Here is a 25,900-nt window from a genome sequence, read left to right on the forward strand (position 1 = left end):
TTCGTATACTGGTCAGACCATAACAACATAAAGAATGGAAGCCATGGACGATAAATCTTACCCTCATCTGTTAGCGCCGCTAGAACTTGGTTTCACTCAATTACGTAATCGTGTGTTGATGGGATCGATGCATACCGGGCTGGAAGAATCCCGCGATGGATTCAAAAAACTTGCTGCCTTTTATGCAGCCCGAGCCAAGGGCGGCGTTGGCCTGATTGTCACCGGCGGTTTCTCGCCGAACTTTCGCGGTCGCCTCCATCCGCTCAGTGCCGAGTTTAGCTCGGGACGTGCGGCTCGAGCGCACCGGGTGATTACCGATGCGGTGCATGAGGAGGGGGGGAAGATTGCTCTGCAGCTGCTCCATGCCGGCCGTTATGCCATGCATCCTTTTGCGGTCAGTGCCTCGGCTATCAAGGCGCCTATCTCCAAATTTACCCCCAAGGAAATGAGCCCCCGACAAATCAAGAAAACGATCGAGGCCTTTGCCCGCAGCGCTGAGCTAGCCAGAGAGGCAGGCTACGACGGTGTGGAGCTGATGGGATCGGAAGGTTATTTGATCAACCAGTTTATCTGTAAGCGCTCGAACCATCGATACGATGAGTGGGGCGGCAGTTATGAAAACCGGATGCGCTTCCCCATCGAGCTGGTCAAGGCGGTTCGTGCCCGGGTAGGGCGGGATTTCATTATTGTTTTCCGCCTGTCGATGCTTGATCTGGTTGAGCAGGGCAGTACACATGACGAGGTGGTTCAGCTGGCTAAAAGGCTTGAGTTGGCAGGGGTGACTATCCTCAATACCGGTATCGGCTGGCACGAGGCAAGGATCCCTACCATTGCCACTCAGGTGCCAAGGGCGGCCTTTGCCTGGGTGACCGAAAAGCTCAAGTCTGAGATTTCCATTCCGTTGGTGACTTGTAACCGTATCAATACCCCGCAGGTTGCCGAAGACATTCTGGCCAGTAACCAAGCCGATATGGTGTCGATGGCGAGGCCGTTTTTGGCTGACCCGGATTTTGTGGTGAAAGCCGAGCAGGATCGGGCGGATGACATCAACACCTGTATTGGTTGTAACCAGGCTTGCTTGGATCATGTGTTTGTCGGCAAGCGAGCGAGCTGTCTGGTGAATCCGCAGGCGTGTTACGAGACAGAGCTGGTATTGTCGCCATCAGCCAGCCAACGCAAGATTGCCATTGTAGGGGCGGGTCCAGCCGGTATGGCAACGGCCGTTGCAGCGGCCGAGCGTGGCTTTAAGGTGGATCTTTTTGAGAAGAACGATTATCTCGGTGGCCAATTCAACCTGGCAATGCAAATTCCGGGCAAGGAGGAGTTCAAAGAGACGATTCGTTACTTTACCCGCCGCCTGGAGCAGACCGGGGTCAATGTGAAGCTTGGCCACGCCGTCTCGGCCGACGAGCTCGGCGGATACGACGAAGTGATTGTTGCGACCGGTGTCCAGCCACGACGTCCGCCGATCCCGGGTATCGAGCATGAGAAAGTGATTGATTACCAGACGCTGATCCGCGACAAGGTCGAGCTGGGCCAGCGTGTTGCTGTCATCGGTGCCGGAGGGATCGGGGTCGATGTGTCCACAATGTTGACCGAGCCCGACCACCAGAGCCTGGATGATTGGCTTAAGGATTGGGGGATCGACAAGTCGATTGAGCATGCTGGCGGCCTGTATCCGCATGAAGAATATGTCAGCCAGCGTCAGGTTTGGCTGATGCAGCGCCGTCCGGGCAAGATGGGTAAAGGGCCGGGCAAGACCACGGGCTGGATCCACAAGAAAGTGTTGGAGAAGCGCGGAGTCGAGCTGCTCAGCGGAGTCAGCTACGACAAGATTGATGATCTCGGATTGCATATCACGGTCGAAGGCCAGTCGCGGGTGCTGGATGTCGATCATGTAGTCCTGTGCGCGGGGCAAACTTCGGTGGATGAGCTATCCGAAGCGCTCCGGGCCAAAAACATCAATGTCCATGTTATCGGTGGGGCCGATGTCGCCGGGGAGGTCGATGCCAAGCGGGTGATCCGCCAAGGGGTTGAGCTGGCGGCGAAGTTGTAGGATTTAGCTCGAACAAAGTGTGCTACCGTCTATTATAACTACACATTTCTATGAGGTTGTTATGGACGCACTTACCTTATTACTAAACCGCCGCTCGCTGCCCAAGATGGTCGCGCCGGCGCCCGAGGGCGAGGCGCTGGAAGCGATCTTCCGGGCGGGCCTGCGGGCACCGGATCATGCGGGCCTGACTCCCTGGCGGTTTATTGTGTCCCAAGGGGAAGGCTTACAGAAGCTCGCAGATATTTTGGTCGAGGCGGCAAACAGTGAGGGTGCTGATGATGCGGCGATCGAGAAAGCGGGCAGAGCTCCCTTTCGGGCTCCGATGGTGATAACGGTGGTCGCCAAGGTCGCCGAGCACGGCAAGGTGCCGGTGATAGAACAGTACCTGTCGGCGGGCTGTGCGGTGCAGGCCATGCAACTGGCGGCCATCGCCCAGGGCTATGCCGGCTTTTGGCGTACTGGTAAGTGGGCGTATCACCCCGTGGTCCGTCAGGCCCTGGGGGTGGGGGACGATAATATGATTGTCGGCTTTTTGTATCTGGGGACCCCCGGTTGCCGGGATGCCAAACCACCTGTTCGGGATCTGACTCAATTCGTCGAGTACCTGTAACCGATATTACTACGTCGCGAGGGGAGCCATCGGCTCTCCTTTTTGATCCAAGTGGATGACAGGATCTGGTTGCAGGAGTAGAATCCATCGCTCTTGTAAAATTATCGGAGCGTGTCATGGAAAATGTTCGCCTTACTCAATACAGCCACGGAGCAGGATGTGGTTGTAAAATCTCCCCTCAAGTTCTTGATACTATTCTTCGAACGCAGCTCGCTCCGTTTGCCGATCCTAACCTGCTTGTAGGTAACGAAAGTAAAGATGATGCCGCGGTCTATGATCTTGGCAATGGTACCGCCGTCGTCAGCACCACTGACTTCTTCATGCCGATTGTCGATGATCCGTATGATTTTGGCCGTATCGCAGCAACAAACGCGATCAGTGATATCTATGCCATGGGCGGCAAGCCGATCATGGCTATTGCCATTCTGGGCTGGCCGGTCAACGTACTGGCTCCGGAAATTGCCCAGCAGGTGATTGAAGGCGGCCGTGCAGTATGCCGTGAAGCGGGTATTTCTCTGGCGGGTGGCCACTCGATTGATGCCCCAGAACCGATTTTCGGTTTGGCCGTGACGGGCATTGTGGATACAGACCGTGTTAAGCGAAACAACCAGGCCGAGGCTGGCTGCAAGCTCTACCTGACCAAGCCGCTAGGTATCGGGGTACTGACCACGGCAGAGAAAAAATCCAAATTGCGCGAAGAGCACCGCGGGCTGGCCCGCGACTGGATGTGCCAGCTGAACAAGCCGGGTGCTGACTTTGCCAACGTCGCAGGCGTAAAGGCGATGACTGATGTGACCGGCTTCGGCTTGATGGGCCACCTCAATGAAATCTGCGAGGGCAGCGGTCTGAAGGCGAAACTCGAGTTTGCCCAGGTACCGTCCCTGCCGGGCGTATTTGATTATATCGAGCAAGGGTGTGTTCCAGGTGGTACCGGGCGCAACTTCGCCAGCTATGGCCACCGCCTGGGGGCGATGACCGAGCAGCAAAAAGCGCTGCTGTGTGACCCTCAGACCTCAGGTGGCCTGCTGTTGGCGGTGGCACCTGAATTCGAGCAAGAAGTCAAAGCGCTGGCCCAGCAGCATGACATCGAGCTCAATGCCATCGGCGAGCTGGTGACCGCCCAGAGCGAAGAAACAGTACTGATTGAGATCTGCTAGTTATGTCGCGTCCTAATTGCCAAGATTTCCGCCAGCTGTTTATCAACGATACGCCACTGATGGATATGCGTGCGCCGGTAGAGTTTGAACTCGGTGCTTTTCCAGCCTCCGTTAACCGTCCGCTGATGCAGGACGAAGAGCGCAAGGCGGTGGGCACCTGCTACAAAGAGCACGGCCAGGAAGCCGCGATTGCCCTTGGCCACGAGCTGGTGCACGGCGATATCAAAGCCCAGCGGGTAGCACAGTGGAAGGCCTTTTGCGAAGCCAACCCTGAAGGGTATCTTTACTGTTTCCGCGGCGGGCTGCGCTCGCGCATTACCCAGCAGTGGCTCAAAGAAGCCGGGGTTGACTACCCCTTTGTCGAGGGGGGCTATAAGGCCCTGCGACGTTTCTTGATCGATACCATCGATGATGTTGCCACCAAGCCGATGACCCTGATTGGCGGCAACACTGGCTGCGGCAAGACGATCATGGTCAATGAGATCGGCAACGGTATCGACTTGGAAGGAGCGGCGAATCACCGAGGTTCGTCCTTCGGTCGCTATGTGACTGCCCAGCGAACGCAGATCAATTTCGAGAATGTGCTGGCGATTGCCATGCTCAAGAAGCAGGCCGCGGGCGTGTCGCACTTTGTCTACGAGGACGAAGGTAAGATCATTGGCTCGGTCAGTGTTCCCTTGACGATCAACCAAGCCATGCAGCAAGCGCCTATCGCCATTGTTGATGATCCGCTGGATGTCCGCCTCGAGCGTTTGTTGGATGATTACGTGGTGCGGATGCAACGTGACTTCTGTGCTGAATACGGCGAACAAGAGGGATGGGAGCGGTTTGCCCAGTACCTGGAGCGCGGAATGTTCAGTATCCGCAAGCGTCTTGGCTTCCAGCGCTATGAAGAGCTGCTGTTGGTCCAGCAGCAGGCGGTCAAAGCGATGCAGGCCACTGGTGAGCTTGGCGGTCACTATGATTGGTTAACCCTGTTGCTTGAGCAGTACTACGATCCTATGTATACCTACCAGCTCGGCAAGAAAGCGGATCGCATTGTCTTCCGTGGTGAATATGCCGAGGTCAAGGCATGGTTGGCTGAAAATTGCGCCTAACTTATTGATGTTAAGCCCAGCATCCGCTGGGCTTTTTTCTGTCCAACAGCCAGCCTGATGCCGAGTGGCCTGTATCTATATCCAGTATTTTCTTGTTCTCCCCAGACTTTTTTCTTATAGTTCAGCCAAGACTTTCCAAAGTGATTCAACTGAACTTCAACCATGTCTCGTCTATATATTGCAGAAAAACCCAGCCTGGGGCGCGCCATTGCCGCGGTATTGCCACGTCCTCATAAAAACCATGATGGCTATATCGAGGCGGGAAACGGGGATATCGTCACCTGGTGTATCGGCCATCTGCTCGAGCAGGTCGAGCCGGATGCGTATGATGAGAAGTATAAAAAATGGCATATGGCTGACTTGCCAATCGTGCCGCAGCAGTGGCAGCTGGTTCCCCGCAAATCGGCCAAGAAACAGTTGGGGGTGGTGCGCAAGCTGTGCAAGCAGGCAGGCGAAGTGATCCATGCGGGCGACCCGGACCGCGAAGGGCAGTTGCTGGTGGACGAGGTGATTGACTACGTCAATCTTGCCCAGGGCAAGAAAGCTGCCATGCAGCGGCTGCTGATTTCCGATCTTAACCCTGCGGCAGTCAAGCGGGCACTCGGCAAGCTGCGCAGTAACCGTGATTTTATCCCGCTGTCGGTATCGGCACTGGCTCGCTCCCGGGCTGACTGGCTGTATGGCATGAACATGACCCGTGCCTATACCTTGCTTGGCCAGAAAGGGGGCTACCGAGGCGTATTATCGGTTGGCCGGGTGCAAACGCCGGTACTCGGGCTGGTGACCCGACGTGATGATGAAATTGCCAATTTTGTCCCAAAGCCATTCTATGAGCTGTTTGCATTGATCCCCTACCAGCAGCAGGAGATCCGTGCCAGATGGAAACCGAGCGAAGCTTGTAAGCCTTGGCAGGATGAAGATGGCAGGGTGATGAACCGTAAGCTATGCGAGAACGTTGTCAGCCGCATTAAAGGCCAACCTGCGGAAGTAACCGCATCGGAGCGCAAGGAAACCCGGCAGGCTCCCCCTTTGCCCTATTCACTGTCGGCCTTGCAGATTGATGCCGCCAAGCGCTTTGGCATGAGCGCTGCTGATGTACTGGCCACGTGTCAGTCGCTCTATGAGAGACACAAGGTGATCACTTATCCGCGTTCAGATTGTCGTTATTTGCCAATGGATCATTTGCGCCAAGCTGGGGATGTTTGCCAAGCGATTGCCAATACAGACAGCCAGCTTGGCAAGGCGGTGGACGGGGCGGATATCAGCCTCAAATCAAAGGCATGGAACGACAAGAAGGTGGATGCCCACCATGCGATTATCCCCACGCCAAAGGCGGTCAATGCCGCGAGCCTGAGTGGCAGCGAGCAGAAGGTGTACCAGTTGATTGCCAGGCAGTACCTGATGCAGTTCTACCCGGCGGCGATTTACAGCGAGGCCAAGCTGGAATTCACCATTGCCGGTGGGCTGTTTGTGGCCCGGGGACGCCAGTTGATGTCTGCTGGGTGGCGTATTTTGCTGGGGCGTGATGAACCCGCGGACAATGAGGCGGATCTGGCTGACAAAGTGCCGCCGCTTGACAAGGGAACGGTCCTGACTTGCCGCGATGGCGAGATTGTGGACAAGATGACGGAGCCGCCCAAGCCGTTTACCGAGGCCACGTTGTTACAGGCGATGACCGGAATTGCCCGCTTTGTCTCCGACAGCTCGCTGAAAAAGATACTCCGAGATACCGATGGGCTCGGCACGGAAGCAACCCGTGCTGGGATCCTGGATATTTTGTTCAAAAGGCAATTGCTGATGCGCCAGGGCAAAAGCATCCATGCAACCGAGGCGGGCAAAGGCCTGATCTATGCGCTGCCGGACGAGGCGACCTATCCGGATATGACCGCTCATTGGGAACACCAGCTGCAGGATATGGCCGATAAAAAGTGTGCCTACAAACCGTTCATGGATGCGCTGGAAGTACAGGTGACACAGATGATGGAGAAGGTGAAAACCTGTGAGGTTCCCCAGAGTCTGCGCGACCTAAAATCGCCTGAGCCCTTTAAAGCGAAAAAGCGTCGTACGAGTAAAGGAGCAAGAAAACCGGCTGCGGCCAGCACTCGAAAAGCCGGGACGAGGAAGCGGCGATCATCCAGTTAATCTGCCGGATTAACTGGCACACGATAGTGCCGCTAGTTTTGAATGTCCATTATCAGCAGCCGGTTACGGCCACCGCTTTTTGCCTCGTAGAGCGCAGAATCGGCCATTTTGAAAAAAGCGCCAGGGGTGTAGCGTGCTGAAGGCGTGATAGTGGCACCGCCAATGCTGATAGTGACAAAATCAGTTGTCTGCTCTGGATGCGGATTGCGAGGAAGGCGTAGCCGGCGAATTGCATTCAGGGCTTTGTCTGCCGCGTAGTGGGTGGCGCGGTTATCTTGGCCCGGCAGCAGCAGAACGAACTCTTCACCGCCGTAACGGGCAAACAAGGCACCGGCTCGCCGCTCTACCTGCGCCAGGGTTTGGGCAATGGTTTTGAGGCAGCTGTCACCGGCTGCGTGGCCGTAGCTGTCGTTGTACTCTTTGAAGTAGTCAATGTCTATGATTAATATCGATAGCGGAAGCTGGTGCCGGTCGGCCCGTCGCCATTCGTCGATAAAGCGTTCATCGAAAACCCGGCGGTTTGCCACCTCGGTCAGCGGATCTTCACGCGATACCTTCTGAAGTTTGGTGTTGGCTCGTTGCAGGGCGTGGGTTCGCTCGGCAATCCTCTGTTCCAGCTCACTGTTGAGCTTCCTCAGTTTTTCCTCTGCTTGGCGTCTGACCAAGTGCTGGGAGACAATAAAGCCGAATTGTTTGAGGAGCTGGTGAAAGTGATCAGGGAGTGGCAGCCCCCTGAGCAGGTTGTCACAGGCAATCCAGCCAATAAGCGTATCTTCATCCCACAGGGAAATATAGGCGCTCCAGCCAAAGCCGACTTGTTTGAGGTCATGATAGAGCGGGGTGTTTTCTTCGACAACGAGGTATTCTTTTTGCCCCAGCGCATGGGGGGCAAACCACATATCTGGGATATCTGATTCGAAGTCACTTTCGTTGACGGTATTCCCTTGCAGGTCGGTGCCATAGGTTCCCTTCATCCGGTGGCCGGACTGGAATAAAAAGATAGCCATTCTGTCGATATTGAGCCGCTGCTTGGCTTCGTCAACGGCAGTGAACAGCATATTATTGATCGAGCTGGCACGCCAAAGTTTAAAGGATATATCATGCAGGGCCTGCAGCTGTCTTTGCAAAGTATGCTGTTCGTTTTGGCGGATTTTCTTCTCTCGTTCTGCAACGCGTTCTTGGCTGAATTTACTCAGGAAAATACTATCGAACATCGAGGCATTCAACTCGGCAGCCAGTAATGCGGCGAGAAAGTGAAAATCGCGGCTGTGAAGATGTTGGTTGTCAGTGCTCTGGGGGAAATCGATAAGCATACAGCCAATGGTTTCCGACTGCCGCTCTAAGGGGAGCAACAACCACTGCCCCGTGTTGTTAGGGTGGAATACGGGCCTTTGTTGCGTAATGGCCAGGTTGATCAATTCTGCCGGTAACGAGGGGATCTCCAGATACGTAATGGGCGGATAATGATACTGGGTATCTTGCTCATCCATGTTCAGGATAATTTTCCACTGATTACCATAGGCCAGGGCAATAACCACTCGACGGACAGAAAAATGGTGGACGAGGCTGCGGCAGATCTGCTCGCATGTCGTTTGAAGGTTATGGGATTTTCCGCTTTGGGCAAGTAGACGATCGTAAAATTGCCGGACTTTATGATATTGGATCAATTTACCTTCCACCCTAAATGACTATGCACTCAATACGGATATGGCACACTTGGTTTTTGCTTCTTGGTGCACAATCTATTGTTACGTTTTTTTTACCGGTATAGATAAATGGATACTGCAAATTGGCTTTTTTCTCCCAACGAGAAAGCCTTTCTGCGACGCATCACGCGTATGGCTGCAACTGTCTGATTTATCTACCAGTGGTTTTTCGGGAGAAAGCTCGGGGAAGCCGCGACAAAGTGTAAGCCCTCATCGCGGGCTGGGCCGCTACCAAGGAAGGTAATTACCCTGGTAGTCCATGAACAGGCCGGAGTCGGCCGGAGTGAGGTTATCGAGGACTTTTTTCAGGCCAACGGCTGAGGTTTGGCTATCGATCAGCGCATTCGGCCCGCCCATCTCGGTCTGCACCCAGCCAGGGTGAAGGGCGATAGCGATAATCCCCTCGGGAAGGAGATCGTTCGATAGGCTCTTGACCACAGAGTTGAGAGCTGCCTTGGAAGAGCGGTAGATATAGCCGCCGCCACTGGTATTTTCGGCCATGCTGCCTACTTTGGAGGAAACGCAGGCAATCATACCGGGCGTGCCTTCTTTGAGCTGAGGGTAGAAGGCCTCTGCCAGCTTCAGCGGCGCAATAGTATTGATTTCCAATACCTTTCGCCATTCTTTGGCATCAGTGTTACCAAAACCATACCCTTTAGGGCCGTAGTAGCCTGCGTTATTGATAAGCAAGTCTAGACTGATGGACTCCATCGATTGGGCGAGATGCAAGATGGCATCGTGGTTGGTGACATCTAGCTCGACGATGGTCAGGTTGGGAAACAAGCTTTGCCTTTGGGTCAGCTCATTTGCACGGGCAATATCGCGGCAGGTCGCATAGACCCGCCAGCCGGCTTCAAGGTAAGCCACGGTCAACGCCAGTCCCACGCCACGGTTTGCGCCAGTAATTAAGACGGTTTTGTTCATTTTTTATCCTCAACCTGCTCTCAGGGGGAAATATCAAACTCAATAAGGAGCTGAAAAATAGAGAATATTAATCAGGTAGGTATAAAGATAGCGGAAGTATCGAAACTAAGACAGGTTGAAATGGTGTGCCACCGCTACATTTTAGGTGTTTACTTTCATATATGGACATTTATGACTTTTTCACCAACATTGACCGGGCTCCCCCTTGCAGTGCTCCTCCTGGCCGGCTGTGCAGATACGCGTCACGACACGCTAGCTGAACTCGGTTTTACCCGACCTTACTTAGATGGATACCAAGACGGGTGTTTCAGCCGCCAGAACGAACCGGCTACGCATCTGGACGGCTTTCGCCAAGATCCCGAGAGGATGGAGGCCGACCAAAAATATGCTTACGGCTGGCAGGATGGGTATGAGCAATGCTATGCCGATAACAAAGATTATCTGTAGTGACAGGCAATACCGCCAAGGAAACAGAAAGGGCAGCCACTGGCCGCCCTCATGATTGATCTGCTTTATCGCTCTGCTCTGTAAAACCGCTTCATCTCGTGCATGGCTTGCATCAGGGTAGACAGCTTTGGCTTGGCAGAATCCAGCCGCTTATAGTCTTGGTCATAAACCAGATAGTTACCGTATTTATCAATGACCGTGGTGGATTCTGGCTGGATCATCACAATATCTTTTTCGTTACCTGCCAAAATCCAGCGGCGCTTGGTCGGGTTGCTGAACAAGCTGTTGCCACTGCTGTAGACAGACGATGGTGTTGTGGTGTTAAACAGCGACTCCATCAATGTTGGGGCAACATCTAGGTGGCTGGTGAGCCTGTCGCTCACTGATGAAACACTGCCCGGCCAATGGATAACCATAGGCACCTTCAATTGGTATTGGCTGTAGTTGCTGTTTGCGCCCCAGCTGTTACTTCCGGTTTCGTTAAATTCAGTACCGTGGTTGGCCGTAATCATGACAATGGTGTTATCCATGAACTGCTGGGCAACCAGCTGGTCGAAGATCCGGATCAGTTGCTCGTCAATAAAGTAAGCCGCGTTACGGTAGCTGTTTTTCAATATCAGGTTAGTGTTCTGGCCCGAGGCGTTGCTTGACCCCAGTGACGGCTCGAATTTAGGCGAGTAGTCACCACCTTCTTCAAAGTTCTGTACTGAAGTAAGCTCAATATAGCTGAACCAAGGCTTTTCATTATTCTGGGTTTCAAGCCATGATGCCCAGCTATCCACGGCTTCGGCATCTTGATCTGTTGTAGTCATTTCCTCGAGGGGCAGACCATTGAAGATCGCTTCGGTGTATATCGGATCCTGACGAAGGTTATCACCACCGAATAAACCAAAATGGTAGCCACGCTGTTCCAGCGTGCTGATAAGCAGCGGTCTGGTATTGTCGGAACGGGCGCTGTTGATATAGCTGCTCGGCAGGCCGTAGAACAGACCAAAAATCCCGGCGGTATTTTCGTTGCTACTGCTGTAGTGATTCTCGTAATGGAGGTTTTGGCTGGCAAAAGCCGATAGGTAAGGCATGGTGTCGGCCGCAACCATATCGCTACGTAGCCCATCGATCATTACGATCAGTAGGTTCTTGCCAGTTCCCGGGTCATTAAATGCTATTTTCTCCAGCGGATAGCGCAGCTGTTCGCTGGTTTCGATCCCCTGGGCATTGAGACGTTCGGTATACTCTTCACGGTCCAGTAAGCCATGCTTTTCCATGAAGCTTTTTGCTGTCATTGGGTAGGACAGCGGAAAGTTCGAACGCTGTACGGTGATCGGGCGGTACAAATTGGCATCAGCCCAGATGTACAGTAGGTGGCTGCTGATAAAGCAGATCCCAAAGACCGTTGCGATAGGCACCCCGACATGTTTGCGGGTGAGCTTTCTAAGTTTGCGCCACAGCCACTCAGACAGCACCAGCTGGAGCAGGAAGATGACCGGGACGGTAATAAACAGGTATTGCCAGCGGGCGTTGAGTTCTGTGCGCTCACCGCTAAGCAGCAGATCCCATACCAAGGGACTTAGGTGGAGATCCAGCGTTTCATATGCATGGGTATCAAGCAGCAACGCGGTTAGGCCAGTGGTGGCAACTAACACTGCGAACAGCCGCATCAGACGCTGAGAGGGGATCAGGAAACTGGCCGGGAACAGGATCAGGATGTAGAAGCCGAAGACCAGAAAGCCGAAGTGGCCAACCCAGCTGAACATCAGGTAGAGTTGGCCAAGCAGGGACGCCGGCCACTCAGAATGGACAATATACCGCGTCCCCAAAAGCATGGCGGCGATGATATTGAAAAAACTGAACCAGTGTCCCCAGCTGATAAGCTGAGAGACTTTGTCTTTGTAATTGTTACCGCTGGAGACCATAGATGTCAGTGTTTCCCAGTCCTATATAGCTGTGGCACAAGCAAACAAGATTAATCTTCTTTGATAGAAGACTGCAGAGCCTGTGCGAATTTGTCTGCAATAGCCTTCCTTTGCGATGCAGGAACATCGGCATTGATGATGTTGGTGGCGATGTTGCCTACGATCATCAGTGCAAGTTCTGCAGAAGCATCATGCTTCTCTAATACATCGAACATATCTTCAATGATTTGTTCAACTTTTTTATTGGTGTATTTTGAAGTAATTGGCATAGGAAGTCTTGTTTAATCTTGTTTAATGTTAAGGAAAGCGACTTATAATAACCTACACTTTAGATTTACTGAAATTTTTCCATTATGAGTCTCACGCTTTCTAACGTCATTCTTCATCAATTAGTCAAGAATGAAAACGATGAATTGGAAATTCATCTTCGAAAACAATCCCTTGAAAATAACACTGCGACCGAGGAACTGGTCTCTGAGCTCCATCGGGTATACAGCAGTAAAGGCGCCAAAGGGTTCGGCCACTTCTCTGACGATAGCGAATTTGGTCATTGGCTGAAACAGGCTCGTCGTGGTGAATTGGACTTTCTTACATTTTCTAACCAATCGGCCCAGCGCCTGCAGGCTGAGCTGGCGAAATACCCGTTTGCCGAGACTGGCACGCTGGTGATTGCCGAGTACCAATCTTTAGCGACGGATTATCTGTTTATCGGCCTGCTGCCAACCTGTCATAGTATGAAAGTAACCGAGCAGCTTGATATCAGTGCGACCGATTACCTTGATGTGTCGAAGATGGACATTGTTGCCCGCATCGACTTGTCATCGTGGGAAACGGATGCGGACTCTAACCGTTACCTAACCTTTATCAAGGGGCGCGTCGGCCGCAAGATTGCTGATTTCTTCCTTGATTTCCTGCAGGCAGAAGTCGGGCTGGATGTTAAAGAACAGAATCAGGTTCTGATGCAGGCTGTGGAAGATTTCTGTGCCGATTCGCGCATGGATAAGGAAGAAAAGCAGGAATACCGCAAGCAGGTGTACGATTACTGCAACGGCCAGTTGCAGGCCGGTGACGAAGTGACCGTCAAAGAGTTGGCCGCTGAACTTCCCGAGTCTGAAGACGGGACTGATTTTTACCAGTTCACCTCACAGCAGGGCTATGAGCTGGAAGAGAGCTTCCCTGCTGACAGGACGGCTATGCGTAAGTTGACCAAGTTTGTTGGCTCAGGCGGCGGTGTCACCATTAATTTTGATGGCATGCTACTTGGTGAACGTATTTTCTACGATGCAGATACCGACACGCTGACTTTGAAGGGCACGCCGCCGAACTTGAAAGATCAGCTGCTGCGCCGACTCAACAGTGATGGCTAGTGCTTTGGATAGCGGGTGACCTCGGTTACCCGTTTTTTTTTGTGTTAGTTTGCACAGCAAGCTAACTAATCTGTGATTTTGGTTGTACCTCTCTAATTTTTTTGCCTACAGTTTTTGTATAGCTTTCTGTACCTATTGGGTTATTTTTCCATACTGGGTCTGGGTGTGTTTCATTGCCATCGGTAAGATGGACAGGAGTGACCATGACAAATGCTTGCGGCAAAGGCTCTACCTCCCCTTTGCAATCTCGTAATTCCAAGAAAAGTGTTGTTGGTACGGTACTTATCATTGCTGCGCTGCCGAGTTTATATCTTGGTGTCACCTTGGCCGGGGTGGTGGGCTATTCACTTGTTGTGTTCTCGGTGATGGCTTTGGTGGCTGCGTTGGGGCTTGGATTCAATTTGCTGGTAAAGCCAAGAGAGGACGCCGATATCGGCACGGATGCCACAACAGACTCAACGAACGAAGACACTGTAAGCTCTCGCACAGTGCTCGACGCGGAACCATTGAGTCTTTCGCCTGAAGTGGAGTCAATGCTGGTTTTCGACAGTGATTTCCTGCTCGAGACCATGGATGGTGATCGCGATATGGTGACGATGCTGCTAGAGGTTTTTGTCGATGAACACCTTGACGATGGCCATAAGATTGTAAGGGCGCTTCAAGCTGGTGATTTTGATCAAGTACAGATGATCGCCCATAGCCTCAAAGGGGTAGCGGCCAGCTTGGGGACAGAGCAAATCCACGCCCTGGCTGAGCAGGTCGAGCGCGAAGTAAAAGCTCGGCCTAATAGTGAAAAGTTGGAAGAACTTTGTGAGTTGTTGAAGATGGTTTTTACCCCCGCAGCATTGGAAATCCAATCATTCCTTGAGGAATGTGCCGACTTCCGGTTGCGAGAATCGCACAAGGAAGCTCCTTTCCAGACAAGTAGTGTTCTTAGAATTCCTATTGATGATGCCTCAAGCAAGGCTGTGACTGTTGAAAAGACGGCAGAGCGAGCCGATACCGACGGAGAGCAAGAGTCTTCCCCCTCTTGGCTCGATGTGGACATCCTACGTGAAAGCATGGATGGGGACGAGGAAGCTGTGTGCATGTTGCTCGAAATATTTGTCGAGGACAACGCAGGCCAAGGTGAGGCTTTGGCCTTGGCAGCCTCCGATCCTGACCAGCAAGAGCACGTGTTGAATATCGTTCATGCACTAAAGGGGGTGGCAGCAAACTTGGGGGCGACACCTTTGCGCGATTGTTGCGCAGTGGCGGAAGCAAAGCTTAAACATAGCCAAGCCGTGTCGGGCGATGAATGTCGTAACATTGGGCAAATCTTGAATAAGACTATCGCCCATGCTGAGGCTTACCTTGCCGAGATAAAAGTGGATGCCTAGCCGCGTGCGACACAATGCAGACCATGAAGCGATACTATCCGTATTTTATCTTGGTGCGCCGCAATTTAGCTGAGTGATTTGTTTGTTCGCTTGCCTAAATTGATCGAGATCATATAAATGCCGGGGCGGCAGTGGATAATAGCGCCACTATGATCTCTCAAACTAATAGTCCAGCTCGTCAGCAGCGTGAGTTGGATACTGCAAAGGCGATGATTCGCCTTTACTGTAAAACGCTGCACCGTGGTGCCATCATGTGTCCTGAATGCGAAGGGCTCATTGAATATGTCGAGCATCGCGTACAAAAATGCCGCCTTGGCAATGAAAAGCCTAACTGTATTCAGTGTAAAAGCCACTGCTATCAGCCAGCTAAACGTCTTCATTTCAACCATGTGTTGCGTTGGGCTATGCCGAAACTGGCCTGGCGACGCCCGCTACAAACCTTAAAGTTTAAAATCGACTGTCTGCGCCGTGGTGAGCAAATCGATAACACTTCATCTTCCTTGCAGCCGTAATTCTCTTTTTGTAACACCTTGACTGTGTAGGTTGGCCTGAGTGGTGAATCCCCGATCAAAAAGGGCTGCGATATGCAGCCCTTGTCATTTCTTGCCGTCTTTTCCAGTGGGTCAAAGCCCTAGCGTCGCAAGCCACGTTGCAATGCGGTCATCAGTCAGTTCTGGCTGGCGATCTTCGTCCAGCGCCAATCCCACAAACTTACCGTCTTTTACTGCTCGAGAGTCATTGAACTCATAGCCGTCTGTTGGCCACTCGCCGATCAGTTCTCCGCCAGCCTCTTCGACCATTTCCGCCAGTTCGCCCATGGCATCGAGGAAACTATCAGGGTAGTCAACCTGGTCACCCAAACCAAACAAGGCGACTTTCTTCCCGGTTAAATCGGCTTCTTCCATCTCCGGGACAAAGTAATCCCAATCGGGTTGCATCTCGCCGTAGTTAGCCGTTGGGGTACCGAGGATCAGCACATCATAGTCATCGAAGATGTCGCTGCTGGTGCCTGCGATATCCTGCGGTTCCAATGCCAGTTTTGCCGCGATTTTCTCTGCCACTTTTTCGGTGTTACCGGTATCGCTGCCGAAGAAAATTCCGATGTTAGCCATAATTTATCTCTCCTAACTATTTTGTGCTGGCTGGCTGCAAAGGTGATAAAACGCTGGCCAGCCGCTTTGTGATCTTGTTGAGTTGTACACCCGATGTACTGGGTTATTCGTTCTTGCCTTGAGCCGGTTTCCACTGGGCCAGCTGTTCGAGCAGCTGCTGTTTGTGGCTTACCTGCTGGCGAAGGCGGTTGAGGTTCTGCTCGTAGCGCTGCGGATCTCTGCGCTTGATTTGGGTAAAGCGTGCTTCCCGGCTGATAAGCTCCTCGATATCCTTCTTGGCTGGCTTTGAGTCCATCTGCAGCGCGGCACGGCCTTTAGCTATCCGGCGCGGGTCAAAGCGGAATAGCGGCCATAGCCCTGAATCTACCAATAGTTGCTGATGCTCGACACCTTCAGCCATGTCAAAGCCATGGGTGATGCAAGGTGAGTAAGCGATCACCAAAGACGGTCCAGGATAGGCTTCCGCCTCCTGCAGGGCTTTGATGGTTTGGTTCATGTTGGCGCCCAGCGCAATCTTGGCAATGTAGATGTTGCCGTGCATCATCATATTTAGGGCTAGATCTTTGCCTTGGCTGGTTTTGCCCTGGGTCGCGAATTTGGCAACTGCGCCAGTTGGGGTGGCTTTAGACTGCTGGCCCCCCGTATTCGAATAGCCTTGGGTATCCATGACCAGTACGTTGACGTTATCGCCGCCGGCAAGGACGTGGTCCAAACCGCCGTAGCCGATGTCATAGGCCCAGCCGTCACCACCGACAATCCAATTGCTTTTCGCGACCAGGTCGTCGGCGCAGGCGTCAAGCTGGCGCATGGAGTAAGGCAGGGCGGCGCGCAGGCGGGTGAGGTTGCCACGCTGGCGAACAACGGCCGCTTCGCTGCTGTCGAAGGCATCCTCACGGATCTGTTCAATCAAGTCTGCTGGAATAATGTCACGGGCACTATCGAGTAATGACAAGGCATTATTGCGCTTGCTGTCCAATGCCAAGCGCATGCCCAGGCCGAACTCGGCATTGTCCTCGAACAGCGAATTGGCCCAAGCCGGACCCCGGCCATCACTGTTGACGGCGTAGGGTGTGGTCGGCAGGTTACCGCCATAGATTGACGAACAACCCGTTGCATTGGCAATCAACAGGCGGTCACCGAATAGCTGGGTGAGCAGTTTGACATAGGATGTCTCGCCACAACCCGAGCAGGCGCCGGAGTACTCGAACAATGGCTGCAGGAGCTGGCTGGTGCGGGCATCAATGCGCTTGATATCAATGCGTTCTACTTCCGGCAGTTGCAGGAAGTATTCATAGTTTGTGCTCTGCTGCTCAATGACTTGTTGTTTCGGCACCATATTGATGGCCTTACGCGCCGGGTTGTCTTTGTCACTGGCAGGACAGGCCGTGGTGCACAGGTTACAGCCGGTGCAGTCCATTGGAGATACCTGCAGGGTATACGCTTGGCCCTTGAAGTCACGCTGCTTGTAATCGGTATGTTTGAAACCTTCCGGGGCATCAACTAACTCACCCGGCGCAACCGTCTTGGCTCGGATGGCCGCATGCGGGCACACCAAGGTACAGATATTACACTGGGTACACAGATCTTCTTCCCAGACCGGGACTTCCTGAGCAATGTTACGCTTTTCCCACTGGGTAGTTGCTGTCGGCCAGCAGCCATCAACAGGGAAAGCACTGACAGGCAGCTGGTCACCTTTGTCGGCCATCATCATGGCGCTGACACGCTTGACCAAGTCCGGTGCGTTTTCGCTGACCACTGGCGGGCGACGGAAAATACTGGTGGCTTCATCCGGAATAGCGACAGCATGCAGGTGTGCAACAGCTGCATCAACCGCAGCGTGGTTGGCATCGACAATTGCCGGGCCGCGCTTGCTGTAGCTCTTCTCGATAGCATTCTTCAACTGACCAAGCGCCTCATCGAGCGGCATCAGGTTGCTCAGGGCAAAAAAGCCCGCCTGCATGATGGTGTTGATACGGTTTTTCAGCCCAAGCTCACGGGCAAGTTTTACTGCGTCAATCACATACAGTTTCAACTGGCGGCCGATGATCACCTGCTGTACTTCCCGTGGCAGGTGCTGCCATACGGTGTCAGCATCGTGTGGGCTATTGAGCAACAGGGTCGCTTTAGGAGCCGCTTTCTCGAACATTTCCAGCTTGTTGATGAACTGGAACTGATGGCAAGCAATAAAGTCCGCCTGTTCAATCAGGTATGGTGCTTCCACTGCCTGAGGGTCAATGCGCAGGTGTGAGGTGGTGATCCCGCCCGATTTTTTCGAGTCGTAGACAAAGTACCCCTGGGTGTGCAGCGGGGTATTTTCACCAAGGATCTTGATTGTGTTCTTGTTGGCACTGACCGTTCCGTCAGCCCCCAAGCCATAAAACAGTGCACGCAGTCGTCCAGCAGGCTCGATGTCGATAGCGGTTGGCTGAGGTAGCGACAAGTGGGTGATGTCATCGATGATGCCCACCGTAAACGGATGCTTGATTTGCTGTTCGAGCATGGCGTTGAAAATGCCAGCCGCATGCGATGGTGTGAATTCTTTGGAGGACAGGCCATAGCGACCACCGACAATCGAAGGCATGTGCGGAAATTGCTGGTTGGCAACAGCCTGCTGCAAGGCGGCCAAGACATCCAAGTAGAGTGGCTCGCCCAAGGCACCCGGCTCTTTGGTGCGGTCCAGTACTGCGATACGTGCCACCGAAGTCGGTAATACCGCAACCAAATGTGAAAGCGAGAACGGACGGTACAAGTGAACGGTAATGACCCCGACCTTTTGCCCGAGCGCTAGCTGGTGGTCAACAGCTTGTTTTACGGTAGCAGAGGCTGAGCCCATCACCACAATCACGTCATCGGCTTGTGGGTGGCCGTAGTAGTCAAACGGGCGATATTCACGACCAGTTAGTTCGGCAAACTGGGTCATTTTCGCGGCGACGATATCAGGACAGGCCTGATAGAACAGGTTTGATGCTTCGCGGGCCTGGAAGAAAGTATCCGGGTTTTGTGCGGTACCGCGGATGCTCGGGGCATCTGGAGTCAGGCCACGTTCACGGAAGGCGTTGACCTGCTCGCTGTCTATCATGGCATGTAACGTCGCGTCATCAATCACTTTGATTTTGTTGATTTCATGCGAGGTACGGAAGCCATCGAAGAAGTGAACGAAGGGTATACGGCTTTCCAATGTCGCAGCTTGGCTGATAAGCGCAAAGTCATGGGCTTGCTGCACACTGCCTGCCGCCAGCATGGCAAAACCATTTTGGCGCACTGCCATTACATCAGAGTGATCGCCGAAAATTGATAAGGCATGAGTCGCAAGGGTACGGGCGGCAACGTGCATAACGAACGGGGTGAGTTCGCCCGCAATTTTGTACATGTTCGGGATTTTAAGCAGTAACCCTTGCGAAGAGGTAAAAGTGGTCGACATCGCGCCGGCCATCAGGGCACCGTGCACGGCTCCGGCAGCCCCACCTTCTGATTGCATTTCAATAACGCGAGGGACTTGGCCCCAGATATTTTCCTTTTGCTGGGATTCCCATGTCTCGCAGGCTTCCGACATCGGGGAAGACGGGGTGATAGGGTAGATACCGATCACTTCATTACAGCGGTAAGCGATTGATGCGGCGGCTTCATTGCCGTCCATGGTGACAAACTGCGATTGGCTTTGTGGATGAGTAGACATGACTGGCTCCAATGGGCAAGCCCTGTTTAACAGGTGCAGGTAATCGACACAGGCAAACACGTTGCTGTGTTATTGTTTTAATTAAGGGTAGGCCGACCCCTAGTGGGTAGCAGAGGGCCGGCCTGAGGGCATGACTGCCGTTTACACTTCAACCACGTCTAGCTGTGGCTGAGGGTTCAGCATGCGAGCCAAATCGTCCTTGGCATCACCAGTTAGCTGCAGGTTGAACTGCTGCTGCAAGAAGGCAAAGATATCTTCGTTAACAAACTCTGGTGGATTAGGGCCCAAGTAGATGTTTTGGATACCCAGGTTGAACAGCGCCAGCAGGATCAATACCGCTTTTTGCTCCATCCAAGACAGGACGATATTCACTGGAAGATCGTTAACAGGCACACCCATCGCATCGCTCAATGCCAGCGCAATCATCACTGCGCCGTAGCTGTCGTTACACTGGCCAAGGTCTAGGTAGCGTGGGATCTCTGTGCCCGGAACGGTACCGAAGTCATGGTCGTTGAACCGGAACTTACCGCAAGAAGAAGTCAGGATGATGCAATCTTCCGGAATCGACAGGGCCAACTCGCGGAAGTAGTCATTCGGCTTGCCTGGCTTGTCACACCCGGCAACCACGAAGAACTGCTTGATCTTGCCTTCGTTAACGGCTTCGAGGATCTGCGGAGCCAGACCTAGAATGGTCTTGTAGTTGTGGCCTGTCATCAAGGTTTCTTCGCTGTCGAAGCCTTCGATGTCCGGCAGGCTAAGCGTTTGCTCGATTAATGGACCGAAATCATCTTCAAGCTGGCGGCAGTTATCGATACCGACGATGCCGTAGCTGTACAGGCGGTCGGCGTAATCAGCGCGGCCAGTTGGCGGGACAATACAGTTGGTGGTCACGATGATAGTGCCGTTCCACTTCTGGAACAGTTGTTTCTGGTCGAACCAAGCTTTACCGATATTACCCTTGAGGTGGCTGTACTTGCGTAGCTCAGGGTAACCGTGAGCAGGTAGCATTTCTGAGTGGGTGTAGATATTGATGCCTTTACCTTCGGTGGCAATCAGCAGGCGCTCGAGTAGTTCAAGGTCGTGGCCAGTAACCAGGATACCTTTACCTTCTGCTTTGTTTTGCGGCACACAAACAGGGGTAGGGATCCCTAAGCGGCCATGGTGGGCCTCACCGAGGCGAGACATCATTTCGCTACCGGCCCCACCGATCTTCATCAGTTGGGCAATATGCTGGTCGAAGCTGAAGTTCACGTTGGTTAGCGTGAAGTACAGGGTTTCGGCAATCACGTCATCGATCGACTTGGTATCTGCACCCAGATCATCGGCATGAGTACGATAGGCAGAAAGGCCCTTCAGGCCGAAAATCATAATATCTTGCAGGCGGGAAAGGTTTTCGTCTTTACCACAAGTGCCTTGGGTTTTTCCCGTGCTACCACAGCCGCCAGTCTGGGCCATAGAGCATTGGTGACAGAACATTGCTAAGTTCGACATTATTGCATTCCTTTAAAGGTGTATTTATATTGCAACTTATGGGGTGAGGATAAGGGCAAAGAGCAGTAACGTCATTGATCGAGATCATTTTTGGCAAATAACATGCATATTAAATACTGGTTTTGGTGGGTGTATCGAAATGTATGGATTGTAAGGGTGCTATTGAACAGTGTTTTGTATTTGTGTAGCCTATTGCTCGCGGGTTGTTTATTTGTGGTAATTATGACTATCTCTATAAAAATTAAAGAAAAGCTAGCCCAGGCACACTTAGCGAGGGTGAGGGAGAAACATATAGAGGCTTACCAAACAAATGAAAAGCGCCGAATACGTTCGAAGGGATATGCAAAGGGTGTTTGCTCATAATGAAAAAGGGCGCTGTCGCGCCCTTTCGTCTAATACGGTGAATTAACGATAATTAACCCGCAATTTTAGTCAGTACTTTCTTCAGCAGCTGGATACGAGGCTCGATAGTTTCAAGCTCAAGGTACTCATCAGCACTGTGGAAACCTGCACCGGCAGGGCCAAGGCCGTCTAGTGTCGGGATGCCCAGCACGGCGGTCAGGTTGGCGTCAGAACCGCCACCTACTTCTTGCCAAGTAATGTCGATACCTAGCTCTTTGCCTGATTCTTCAACCAACGCCATCAGCGCTTCTGTCTTCTCAGAAGGGACCATAGATGGTTTGTGCGCTTCGCGGTCAATAGTGATCGCTACACCGTCAACGAATGGTGTTTCTGCCATTGTGCGGATCTTCGCATCGGCAGCAGCGTATTCGTCGTTATCCCAGAAACGAACGTCAACCACAGCTTCAGCGTGGTCTGGAACAATGTTGGCACCTGCACCACCTTTAACGACACCGACGTTTAGGGTCGTGCCGCTTTCAAAGTTGGTTAGCTCGTTAATAGCCAGGATCCAGTTGGCCATTTCAGTGATAGCACTGCGGCCGTTTTGTGGTTCGTTACCTGCGTGTGCCGCTTTACCAGCGAAGGTCAGGCGGTAGCGAGCCATACCCTTGCGGGCTTTTACCAAAGAGCCGTCTGCACGGGCAGCTTCCGCTACCAATACATTTTTCGCATTAACGGCAACGCTCTTCAGCCATTTTTCAGAGTGCAGAGAACCGATTTCTTCATCTGGGTTCATGCATACACAGATAGACAGTTTTTCCAGGGTTTCCTTGTCCATTTCACGCAGGGCGTAAACAACGTTCAGCAGGCCAGATTTCATGTCGGAAACGCCAGGACCGTAAGCACGCTTGTCGTCAAACGTCATTGGGCGAGCGGCTACAGTGCCAACAGGGAAAACGGTATCCATGTGGCCGATTAGCATCACGTCAATTTGCTCTGCTTCAGGCTTGTTGCGAACTTCAAGACCTGTACCAGCAATGCCGCAGTCAATGCGCTTAACGTTCCAGCCCAGATCAACGTATTTCTGTTCCATCTGGTTGGCAATAACTTCAATGCCTTCTTTGGTTAGCGTACCGCAGTCAACATCGATCAGCGGGCGTAGTTCTTCCAAGTAATCTTGCAGTGAGAAACTCATATTAGCTCCTGAGAGAAACCCTTAGGGGTATGAATAGCGACAGGAAAAAGGGGGCAGTAGGCCCCCTTAAAGGTAGTGATTTACACTAGGATATTCATTACGAACATGGCAATGAATGCGTTCAGGACAGAGATCGCAACCATCACCGGGATGTGGCGGCCTTCTGTACCGATAACACCTAGGATACGGCCAAGGTACTGCACCTGAGAGCCCATTAGGTAGATAGCTGGAGCAAGGATGGCGATGTGGTTACCGTCAAGGATACCGCTGTCAAACAGGGTGATCACCACACCAACTGCACCGCCCATAGACATCCAAGCACCGATAAGTACGGCTGCTGCTTCGCCCGGTAGGCCGAAGATGCCCATGATAGGTGAGAACAGTACGCCCATCGCGTCTAGTGCACCGGTAAGAGAAAGTACTTTGATGATCACGAATGCCATCAGTACGTTTGGAATCGTTGAGCTGGTAGAGATTGCCCAGCCTTTCTTCGCGCCTTCTACGAAGATATCAGTAACCATTGGTTTTTTAGTTGCTTGAGACATTATGCGGTCTCCTTCTCAGTAGAAACGTTGTTTTTCTTGTCTGTGGCAGATAGGTATAGGCGGAAAATGTTCGCGCCAACAATCTTCATCACGAACATGATGACTACTGCCAAACCGATTGAAGAGGTTACTGCATTGCTGCCGTCAGCATAGGTTAGGGTGAATAGCACTGCGCCTGAAGAGAAGAAGTTAACAATGGTCGCACCGGCAGAGAACTGGAACATCGCGAATACATCGGTTTCGCGTTGGGTGATATGGCCACCCTCCTGAAGCTGGCGAGTCATTGATGCGCCGGAATCAGTGTTCTGCAGAGATGCGATTAGCGCCAGACCGGTATCACCTGGTAGACCAACTAGTGGACGTAGAAGAGGTGTCAGAAGTTTACGAGCAGCGTCCAGCGCACCGTAGTGCTCAAGAACATTGATCATACCCAACGCGAACATAACTGTTGGAACCAAGGTTAGGGCGAACAGGAAGCCGTCACGTGCACCGCTGCCACCAGTACCGCGCATTGTCGTTTTTGTCACTTCAATAGCGCCATCAGCGGCCATAGTGACATTGTTTGCCATGGTACCGAAAGAACCGTTTAGGGTGTTGAAATCAAATACACCGTACCATTCGTTGGTCTGTAGTAAACCTGAAAAGAACACAAAAGCGAACGCTAGGGCAATGTATGCACCTATCGTTACCTTTTGGTTTTTTTCTGCTGGATTGCTCATATATAACCTCTTAGGAATCAAAAAGGCCGATTGGCCAAAATAAGGAATCTGTAACAATTCTTCACAACAAAAGCTGCTGTTACAGAGGCCTCAAAATAGAAACGAGGTCATTGTCCCTGATCTATATAGGAAATAATTGACGGGGGTCAATATGTGCTACTGAATGCTAATCCTATTGAGGTAATGGTCGGTATTTGTGATCGTGATCTACATTAATATCCCATTCACAAAATTTAATATCACAAAGCAATGTTTTAAAGCATGATTAATTGTTTTTTATATATTAATTAATCATTTCCATATTGTACTTTGTGTGTTTTAAAACTGTATTTTGAGCAGGTGGGCTATAATAAATGTGCTGATTGGAGAGCTTAGGTTAGTATAAGTCCCATTAATATTTGTTTACAACTATTTTCTTGAACAGATAAAGAAAAGGGCGCCTAAAGGCGCCCTGGAAATAGCGGGGGGAATGAGGGTTAAGCTGTTTGCTGCTGTGCCTGAGTCGCTTGCAGCTGACTTTGATCTTCGTTGTTGTCAGCAACCTCTGTCGGTGGGCAACGGTCGACGAACCAACCCATGTAAGACGAGACAATGGTGACGATGATGCACACGAAGCTCAACCACATGAATGGTGCATACGAGAAGGTTGCCACACCCAAGATGCTCGCCATGTAGATACCGTTATCACTCCAAGGCACCATACCTGATGTCAGGGTGCCGCCGAACTCGGCATTGCGCGATAGGTTCTTGCGCTGGTAGCCCAAGCGGTCGTAGTTCTTGGCACAGATTTTCGGTGTCAGGATCAATGATACGTACATTGCTGAGCCGAACACGTTGCCTAGGAAAGCAGTAGCAATAGTCGATACCGATAGGCTGCCTGCCGAGTTAACACGCTTCTCGAATAGCTTGGCAATAGTCTGTAGTACACCCACTTTATCCAGCAGGCCACCGAAGCCAAGGCCGAAGACGATCACCGCTACCGAGCCCAGCATTGATGACATACCGCCCCGGTTCAGAATTGCATCGATGAAATCAACTCCCGAGTCGATAGAGAATGGTGCCCAAGCGGTGTTGAAGGCAACTAGCGGGTCCATATCCTGAACCATTACCGCCCAAACGATACCCAGCAGGGAGCCAAGTGAAATGACTGGGAAAGAAGGCAGTCGCAAGGCAAGCAGGGCAAGTACGATGATCACCGGCATGAAAGAGAACGGCGAGATCACAAATTGCTGCTCCATTGCGATGATAACTGATTCAACCTGAGACATATCGACATTGCCGGCGTAGTGGATACCTACAGCGGTAAAGAGGATGCCGGTGATGATGTAGCTGATCAGGGCAATCGGTAGCATGCCTTTGATGTGCTCAACAATTTCCACATTGGACATCGAAGACGCCAAGATCACTGAATCTGACAGCGGCGACATCTTGTCACCGAAGTAACAACCGGAGAGCACGGCACCGGCAGTCATCGGTGCCGGAATACCCAGCCCCTGGCCAATACCCATCATGGCAATACCGGCGGTACCTGCCGCGCCCCAAGAGGTACCGGTCGCCAATGCTGTCATCGAACAGATCAGCATAGTGGCAAGCAGGAAGATGGATGGGTGGATCGCTTTCAATCCGTAATAAATGATGGTCGGTACAATACCGCCAGCAATCCAGGTACCAACAAGAGCACCGACAGCCAACAGGATCAGTACCGCTCCGAGGCCGTTAGCAATGCCTTTGGTGGCGGCTGTTTCTAGCGATTTGTAATCATGTCCAAGCTTTATGCCTAGTGCGATGATCACGAACCAACCAATGTAAAGTGCTAGCTGGATAGGTAAATCGAGTTTCGCAGTAAAAGAGAAAGCCAGCGCAAGAAAAATACCGAGGGCAATAAAGACCTGAGTCAGCGACGGTAGTTTTACAGTCTGTTTGTTCATACTTCTAACCTTGTAAGTTCGAGCCTGTAAAGAGTGAATATTCCTTTGGAGCCTATTTCTCGTCCCAAGGAATTACTTTGTAATAATTTTGATG

At 52.1% G+C, this 25,900-nt stretch carries 20 protein-coding genes; 9 read left to right on the forward strand and 11 right to left on the reverse strand.

Going from position 1 to position 25,900, the window contains the following annotated elements; translation table 11 throughout:
- The first annotated feature begins 43 nt into the window (after positions 1 to 43).
- The 5 genes from PTW35_RS05390 (at position 44) to PTW35_RS05410 (ending at position 7,062) form a co-directional block, all read left to right on the forward strand.
- Entirely contained in the window at positions 44 to 2,056 is a 2,013-nt protein-coding gene (locus PTW35_RS05390) for an NADPH-dependent 2,4-dienoyl-CoA reductase (protein ID WP_281026827.1), read from the forward strand.
- A 61-nt stretch (positions 2,057 to 2,117) separates the two neighbouring features.
- The gene (locus tag PTW35_RS05395; RefSeq protein WP_281026828.1) at positions 2,118 to 2,666 is read left to right on the forward strand and encodes an NAD(P)H nitroreductase; all 549 of its coding nucleotides are present in this window, start codon (positions 2,118 to 2,120) and stop codon (positions 2,664 to 2,666) included.
- Positions 2,667 to 2,782: 116 nt separating this feature from the next.
- Positions 2,783 to 3,823, forward strand: coding sequence for a selenide, water dikinase SelD (gene selD / locus PTW35_RS05400; RefSeq protein ID WP_281026829.1), 1,041 nt, complete (start codon positions 2,783 to 2,785; stop codon positions 3,821 to 3,823).
- A gap of 2 nt (positions 3,824 to 3,825) precedes the next feature.
- Positions 3,826 to 4,920 carry a tRNA 2-selenouridine(34) synthase MnmH gene (gene mnmH, locus PTW35_RS05405; RefSeq protein ID WP_044622875.1) on the forward strand — a complete coding sequence of 365 codons (1,095 nt, stop codon included), beginning with the start codon at positions 3,826 to 3,828 and terminating at the stop codon, positions 4,918 to 4,920.
- A gap of 162 nt (positions 4,921 to 5,082) precedes the next feature.
- Complete coding sequence (locus tag PTW35_RS05410; RefSeq protein WP_281026830.1) at positions 5,083 to 7,062, forward strand: DNA topoisomerase III; 1,980 nt, start codon at positions 5,083 to 5,085, stop codon at positions 7,060 to 7,062.
- Positions 7,063 to 7,094: 32 nt separating this feature from the next.
- Here the strand turns inward: PTW35_RS05410 and PTW35_RS05415 are convergent, their stop codons facing one another.
- Positions 7,095 to 8,729, reverse strand: coding sequence for a sensor domain-containing diguanylate cyclase (locus tag PTW35_RS05415; protein ID WP_281026831.1), 1,635 nt, complete (start codon positions 8,727 to 8,729; stop codon positions 7,095 to 7,097).
- 267 nt (positions 8,730 to 8,996) lie between these two features.
- Positions 8,997 to 9,692: an SDR family oxidoreductase gene (locus PTW35_RS05420; protein ID WP_281026832.1), complete on the reverse strand. Its 696-nt coding sequence runs from the start codon at positions 9,690 to 9,692 to the stop codon at positions 8,997 to 8,999.
- A gap of 171 nt (positions 9,693 to 9,863) precedes the next feature.
- On the opposite strand from PTW35_RS05420, the gene PTW35_RS05425 reads away from it, so the two are divergent.
- Complete coding sequence (locus tag PTW35_RS05425; protein ID WP_281026833.1) at positions 9,864 to 10,139, forward strand: hypothetical protein; 276 nt, start codon at positions 9,864 to 9,866, stop codon at positions 10,137 to 10,139.
- A 65-nt stretch (positions 10,140 to 10,204) separates the two neighbouring features.
- Here the strand turns inward: PTW35_RS05425 and PTW35_RS05430 are convergent, their stop codons facing one another.
- Together PTW35_RS05430 and PTW35_RS05435 are read right to left on the reverse strand one after the other, a co-directional pair.
- Positions 10,205 to 12,052, reverse strand: a complete 1,848-nt coding sequence (locus PTW35_RS05430; RefSeq protein ID WP_281026834.1) for a DUF3413 domain-containing protein — start codon at positions 12,050 to 12,052, stop codon at positions 10,205 to 10,207.
- A 50-nt stretch (positions 12,053 to 12,102) separates the two neighbouring features.
- Entirely contained in the window at positions 12,103 to 12,321 is a 219-nt protein-coding gene (locus tag PTW35_RS05435) for a YejL family protein (RefSeq protein ID WP_281026835.1), read from the reverse strand.
- Positions 12,322 to 12,405: 84 nt separating this feature from the next.
- Here PTW35_RS05435 and yejK point away from each other — a divergent pair, with 84 nt between their 5' ends.
- From yejK to PTW35_RS05450, 3 genes are all read left to right on the forward strand, one after another.
- The gene (yejK, locus tag PTW35_RS05440) at positions 12,406 to 13,419 is read left to right on the forward strand and encodes a nucleoid-associated protein YejK (protein WP_281026836.1); all 1,014 of its coding nucleotides are present in this window, start codon (positions 12,406 to 12,408) and stop codon (positions 13,417 to 13,419) included.
- 203 nt (positions 13,420 to 13,622) lie between these two features.
- Positions 13,623 to 14,798 carry an Hpt domain-containing protein gene (locus PTW35_RS05445; RefSeq protein WP_281026837.1) on the forward strand — a complete coding sequence of 392 codons (1,176 nt, stop codon included), beginning with the start codon at positions 13,623 to 13,625 and terminating at the stop codon, positions 14,796 to 14,798.
- Positions 14,799 to 14,947: 149 nt separating this feature from the next.
- Positions 14,948 to 15,310: a nitrous oxide-stimulated promoter family protein gene (locus PTW35_RS05450; protein ID WP_281026838.1), complete on the forward strand. Its 363-nt coding sequence runs from the start codon at positions 14,948 to 14,950 to the stop codon at positions 15,308 to 15,310.
- A gap of 111 nt (positions 15,311 to 15,421) precedes the next feature.
- Here PTW35_RS05450 and fldA read toward each other — a convergent pair whose 3' ends face one another.
- The 7 genes from fldA to nhaC all read right to left on the reverse strand — a co-directional run bounded on the left by fldA (position 15,422) and on the right by nhaC (position 25,806).
- A complete protein-coding gene (fldA, locus tag PTW35_RS05455) occupies positions 15,422 to 15,910 on the reverse strand; it encodes a flavodoxin FldA (RefSeq protein WP_281026839.1) in 489 nt (162 codons plus the stop codon).
- Between the two features lie 103 nt (positions 15,911 to 16,013).
- Positions 16,014 to 19,586 (reverse strand): pyruvate:ferredoxin (flavodoxin) oxidoreductase, encoded by a 3,573-nt coding sequence (gene nifJ / locus PTW35_RS05460; RefSeq protein ID WP_281026840.1) that lies wholly within the window; start codon positions 19,584 to 19,586, stop codon positions 16,014 to 16,016.
- A 141-nt stretch (positions 19,587 to 19,727) separates the two neighbouring features.
- Positions 19,728 to 21,077, reverse strand: coding sequence for a hydroxylamine reductase (gene hcp, locus PTW35_RS05465; protein ID WP_281026841.1), 1,350 nt, complete (start codon positions 21,075 to 21,077; stop codon positions 19,728 to 19,730).
- 415 nt (positions 21,078 to 21,492) lie between these two features.
- Positions 21,493 to 22,614, reverse strand: coding sequence for a M20 family metallopeptidase (locus PTW35_RS05470; RefSeq protein WP_281026842.1), 1,122 nt, complete (start codon positions 22,612 to 22,614; stop codon positions 21,493 to 21,495).
- Between the two features lie 80 nt (positions 22,615 to 22,694).
- The gene (locus PTW35_RS05475; protein ID WP_281026843.1) at positions 22,695 to 23,159 is read right to left on the reverse strand and encodes a YjiG family protein; all 465 of its coding nucleotides are present in this window, start codon (positions 23,157 to 23,159) and stop codon (positions 22,695 to 22,697) included.
- Positions 23,159 to 23,878, reverse strand: a complete 720-nt coding sequence (locus PTW35_RS05480) for a nucleoside recognition domain-containing protein (RefSeq protein WP_281026844.1) — start codon at positions 23,876 to 23,878, stop codon at positions 23,159 to 23,161. Before PTW35_RS05480 ends, PTW35_RS05475 begins: the two co-directional genes overlap by 1 nt.
- Positions 23,879 to 24,354: 476 nt before the next feature.
- Entirely contained in the window at positions 24,355 to 25,806 is a 1,452-nt protein-coding gene (gene nhaC / locus PTW35_RS05485) for a Na+/H+ antiporter NhaC (protein ID WP_281026845.1), read from the reverse strand.
- Positions 25,807 to 25,900 lie beyond the last annotated feature (94 nt).

It is taken from the genome of Photobacterium sp. DA100, assembly GCF_029223585.1.
In the GTDB taxonomy this organism is placed as follows: Bacteria; Pseudomonadota; Gammaproteobacteria; order Enterobacterales; family Vibrionaceae; genus Photobacterium.

Excerpts from the sequence above, each read along its gene's own strand:
- PTW35_RS05475 (WP_281026843.1), bottom strand. The coding sequence starts at position 23,159 with ATGTCTCAAGCAACTAAAAAACCAATGGTTACTGATATCTTCGTAGAA.
- yejK (WP_281026836.1), top strand. The coding sequence starts at position 12,406 with ATGAGTCTCACGCTTTCTAACGTCATTCTTCATCAATTAGTCAAGAAT.
- PTW35_RS05420 (WP_281026832.1), bottom strand. The coding sequence starts at position 9,692 with ATGAACAAAACCGTCTTAATTACTGGCGCAAACCGTGGCGTGGGACTG.
- PTW35_RS05390 (WP_281026827.1), top strand. The coding sequence starts at position 44 with ATGGACGATAAATCTTACCCTCATCTGTTAGCGCCGCTAGAACTTGGT.
- PTW35_RS05430 (WP_281026834.1), bottom strand. The coding sequence starts at position 12,052 with ATGGTCTCCAGCGGTAACAATTACAAAGACAAAGTCTCTCAGCTTATC.
- nhaC (WP_281026845.1), bottom strand. The coding sequence starts at position 25,806 with ATGAACAAACAGACTGTAAAACTACCGTCGCTGACTCAGGTCTTTATT.
- mnmH (WP_044622875.1), top strand. The coding sequence starts at position 3,826 with ATGTCGCGTCCTAATTGCCAAGATTTCCGCCAGCTGTTTATCAACGAT.
- PTW35_RS05470 (WP_281026842.1), bottom strand. The coding sequence starts at position 22,614 with ATGAGTTTCTCACTGCAAGATTACTTGGAAGAACTACGCCCGCTGATC.
- selD (WP_281026829.1), top strand. The coding sequence starts at position 2,783 with ATGGAAAATGTTCGCCTTACTCAATACAGCCACGGAGCAGGATGTGGT.
- fldA (WP_281026839.1), bottom strand. The coding sequence starts at position 15,910 with ATGGCTAACATCGGAATTTTCTTCGGCAGCGATACCGGTAACACCGAA.
- PTW35_RS05480 (WP_281026844.1), bottom strand. The coding sequence starts at position 23,878 with ATGAGCAATCCAGCAGAAAAAAACCAAAAGGTAACGATAGGTGCATAC.
- PTW35_RS05435 (WP_281026835.1), bottom strand. The coding sequence starts at position 12,321 with ATGCCAATTACTTCAAAATACACCAATAAAAAAGTTGAACAAATCATT.
- PTW35_RS05445 (WP_281026837.1), top strand. The coding sequence starts at position 13,623 with ATGACAAATGCTTGCGGCAAAGGCTCTACCTCCCCTTTGCAATCTCGT.
- PTW35_RS05395 (WP_281026828.1), top strand. The coding sequence starts at position 2,118 with ATGGACGCACTTACCTTATTACTAAACCGCCGCTCGCTGCCCAAGATG.
- PTW35_RS05410 (WP_281026830.1), top strand. The coding sequence starts at position 5,083 with ATGTCTCGTCTATATATTGCAGAAAAACCCAGCCTGGGGCGCGCCATT.
- nifJ (WP_281026840.1), bottom strand. The coding sequence starts at position 19,586 with ATGTCTACTCATCCACAAAGCCAATCGCAGTTTGTCACCATGGACGGC.
- PTW35_RS05425 (WP_281026833.1), top strand. The coding sequence starts at position 9,864 with ATGACTTTTTCACCAACATTGACCGGGCTCCCCCTTGCAGTGCTCCTC.
- PTW35_RS05450 (WP_281026838.1), top strand. The coding sequence starts at position 14,948 with ATGATCTCTCAAACTAATAGTCCAGCTCGTCAGCAGCGTGAGTTGGAT.
- hcp (WP_281026841.1), bottom strand. The coding sequence starts at position 21,077 with ATGTCGAACTTAGCAATGTTCTGTCACCAATGCTCTATGGCCCAGACT.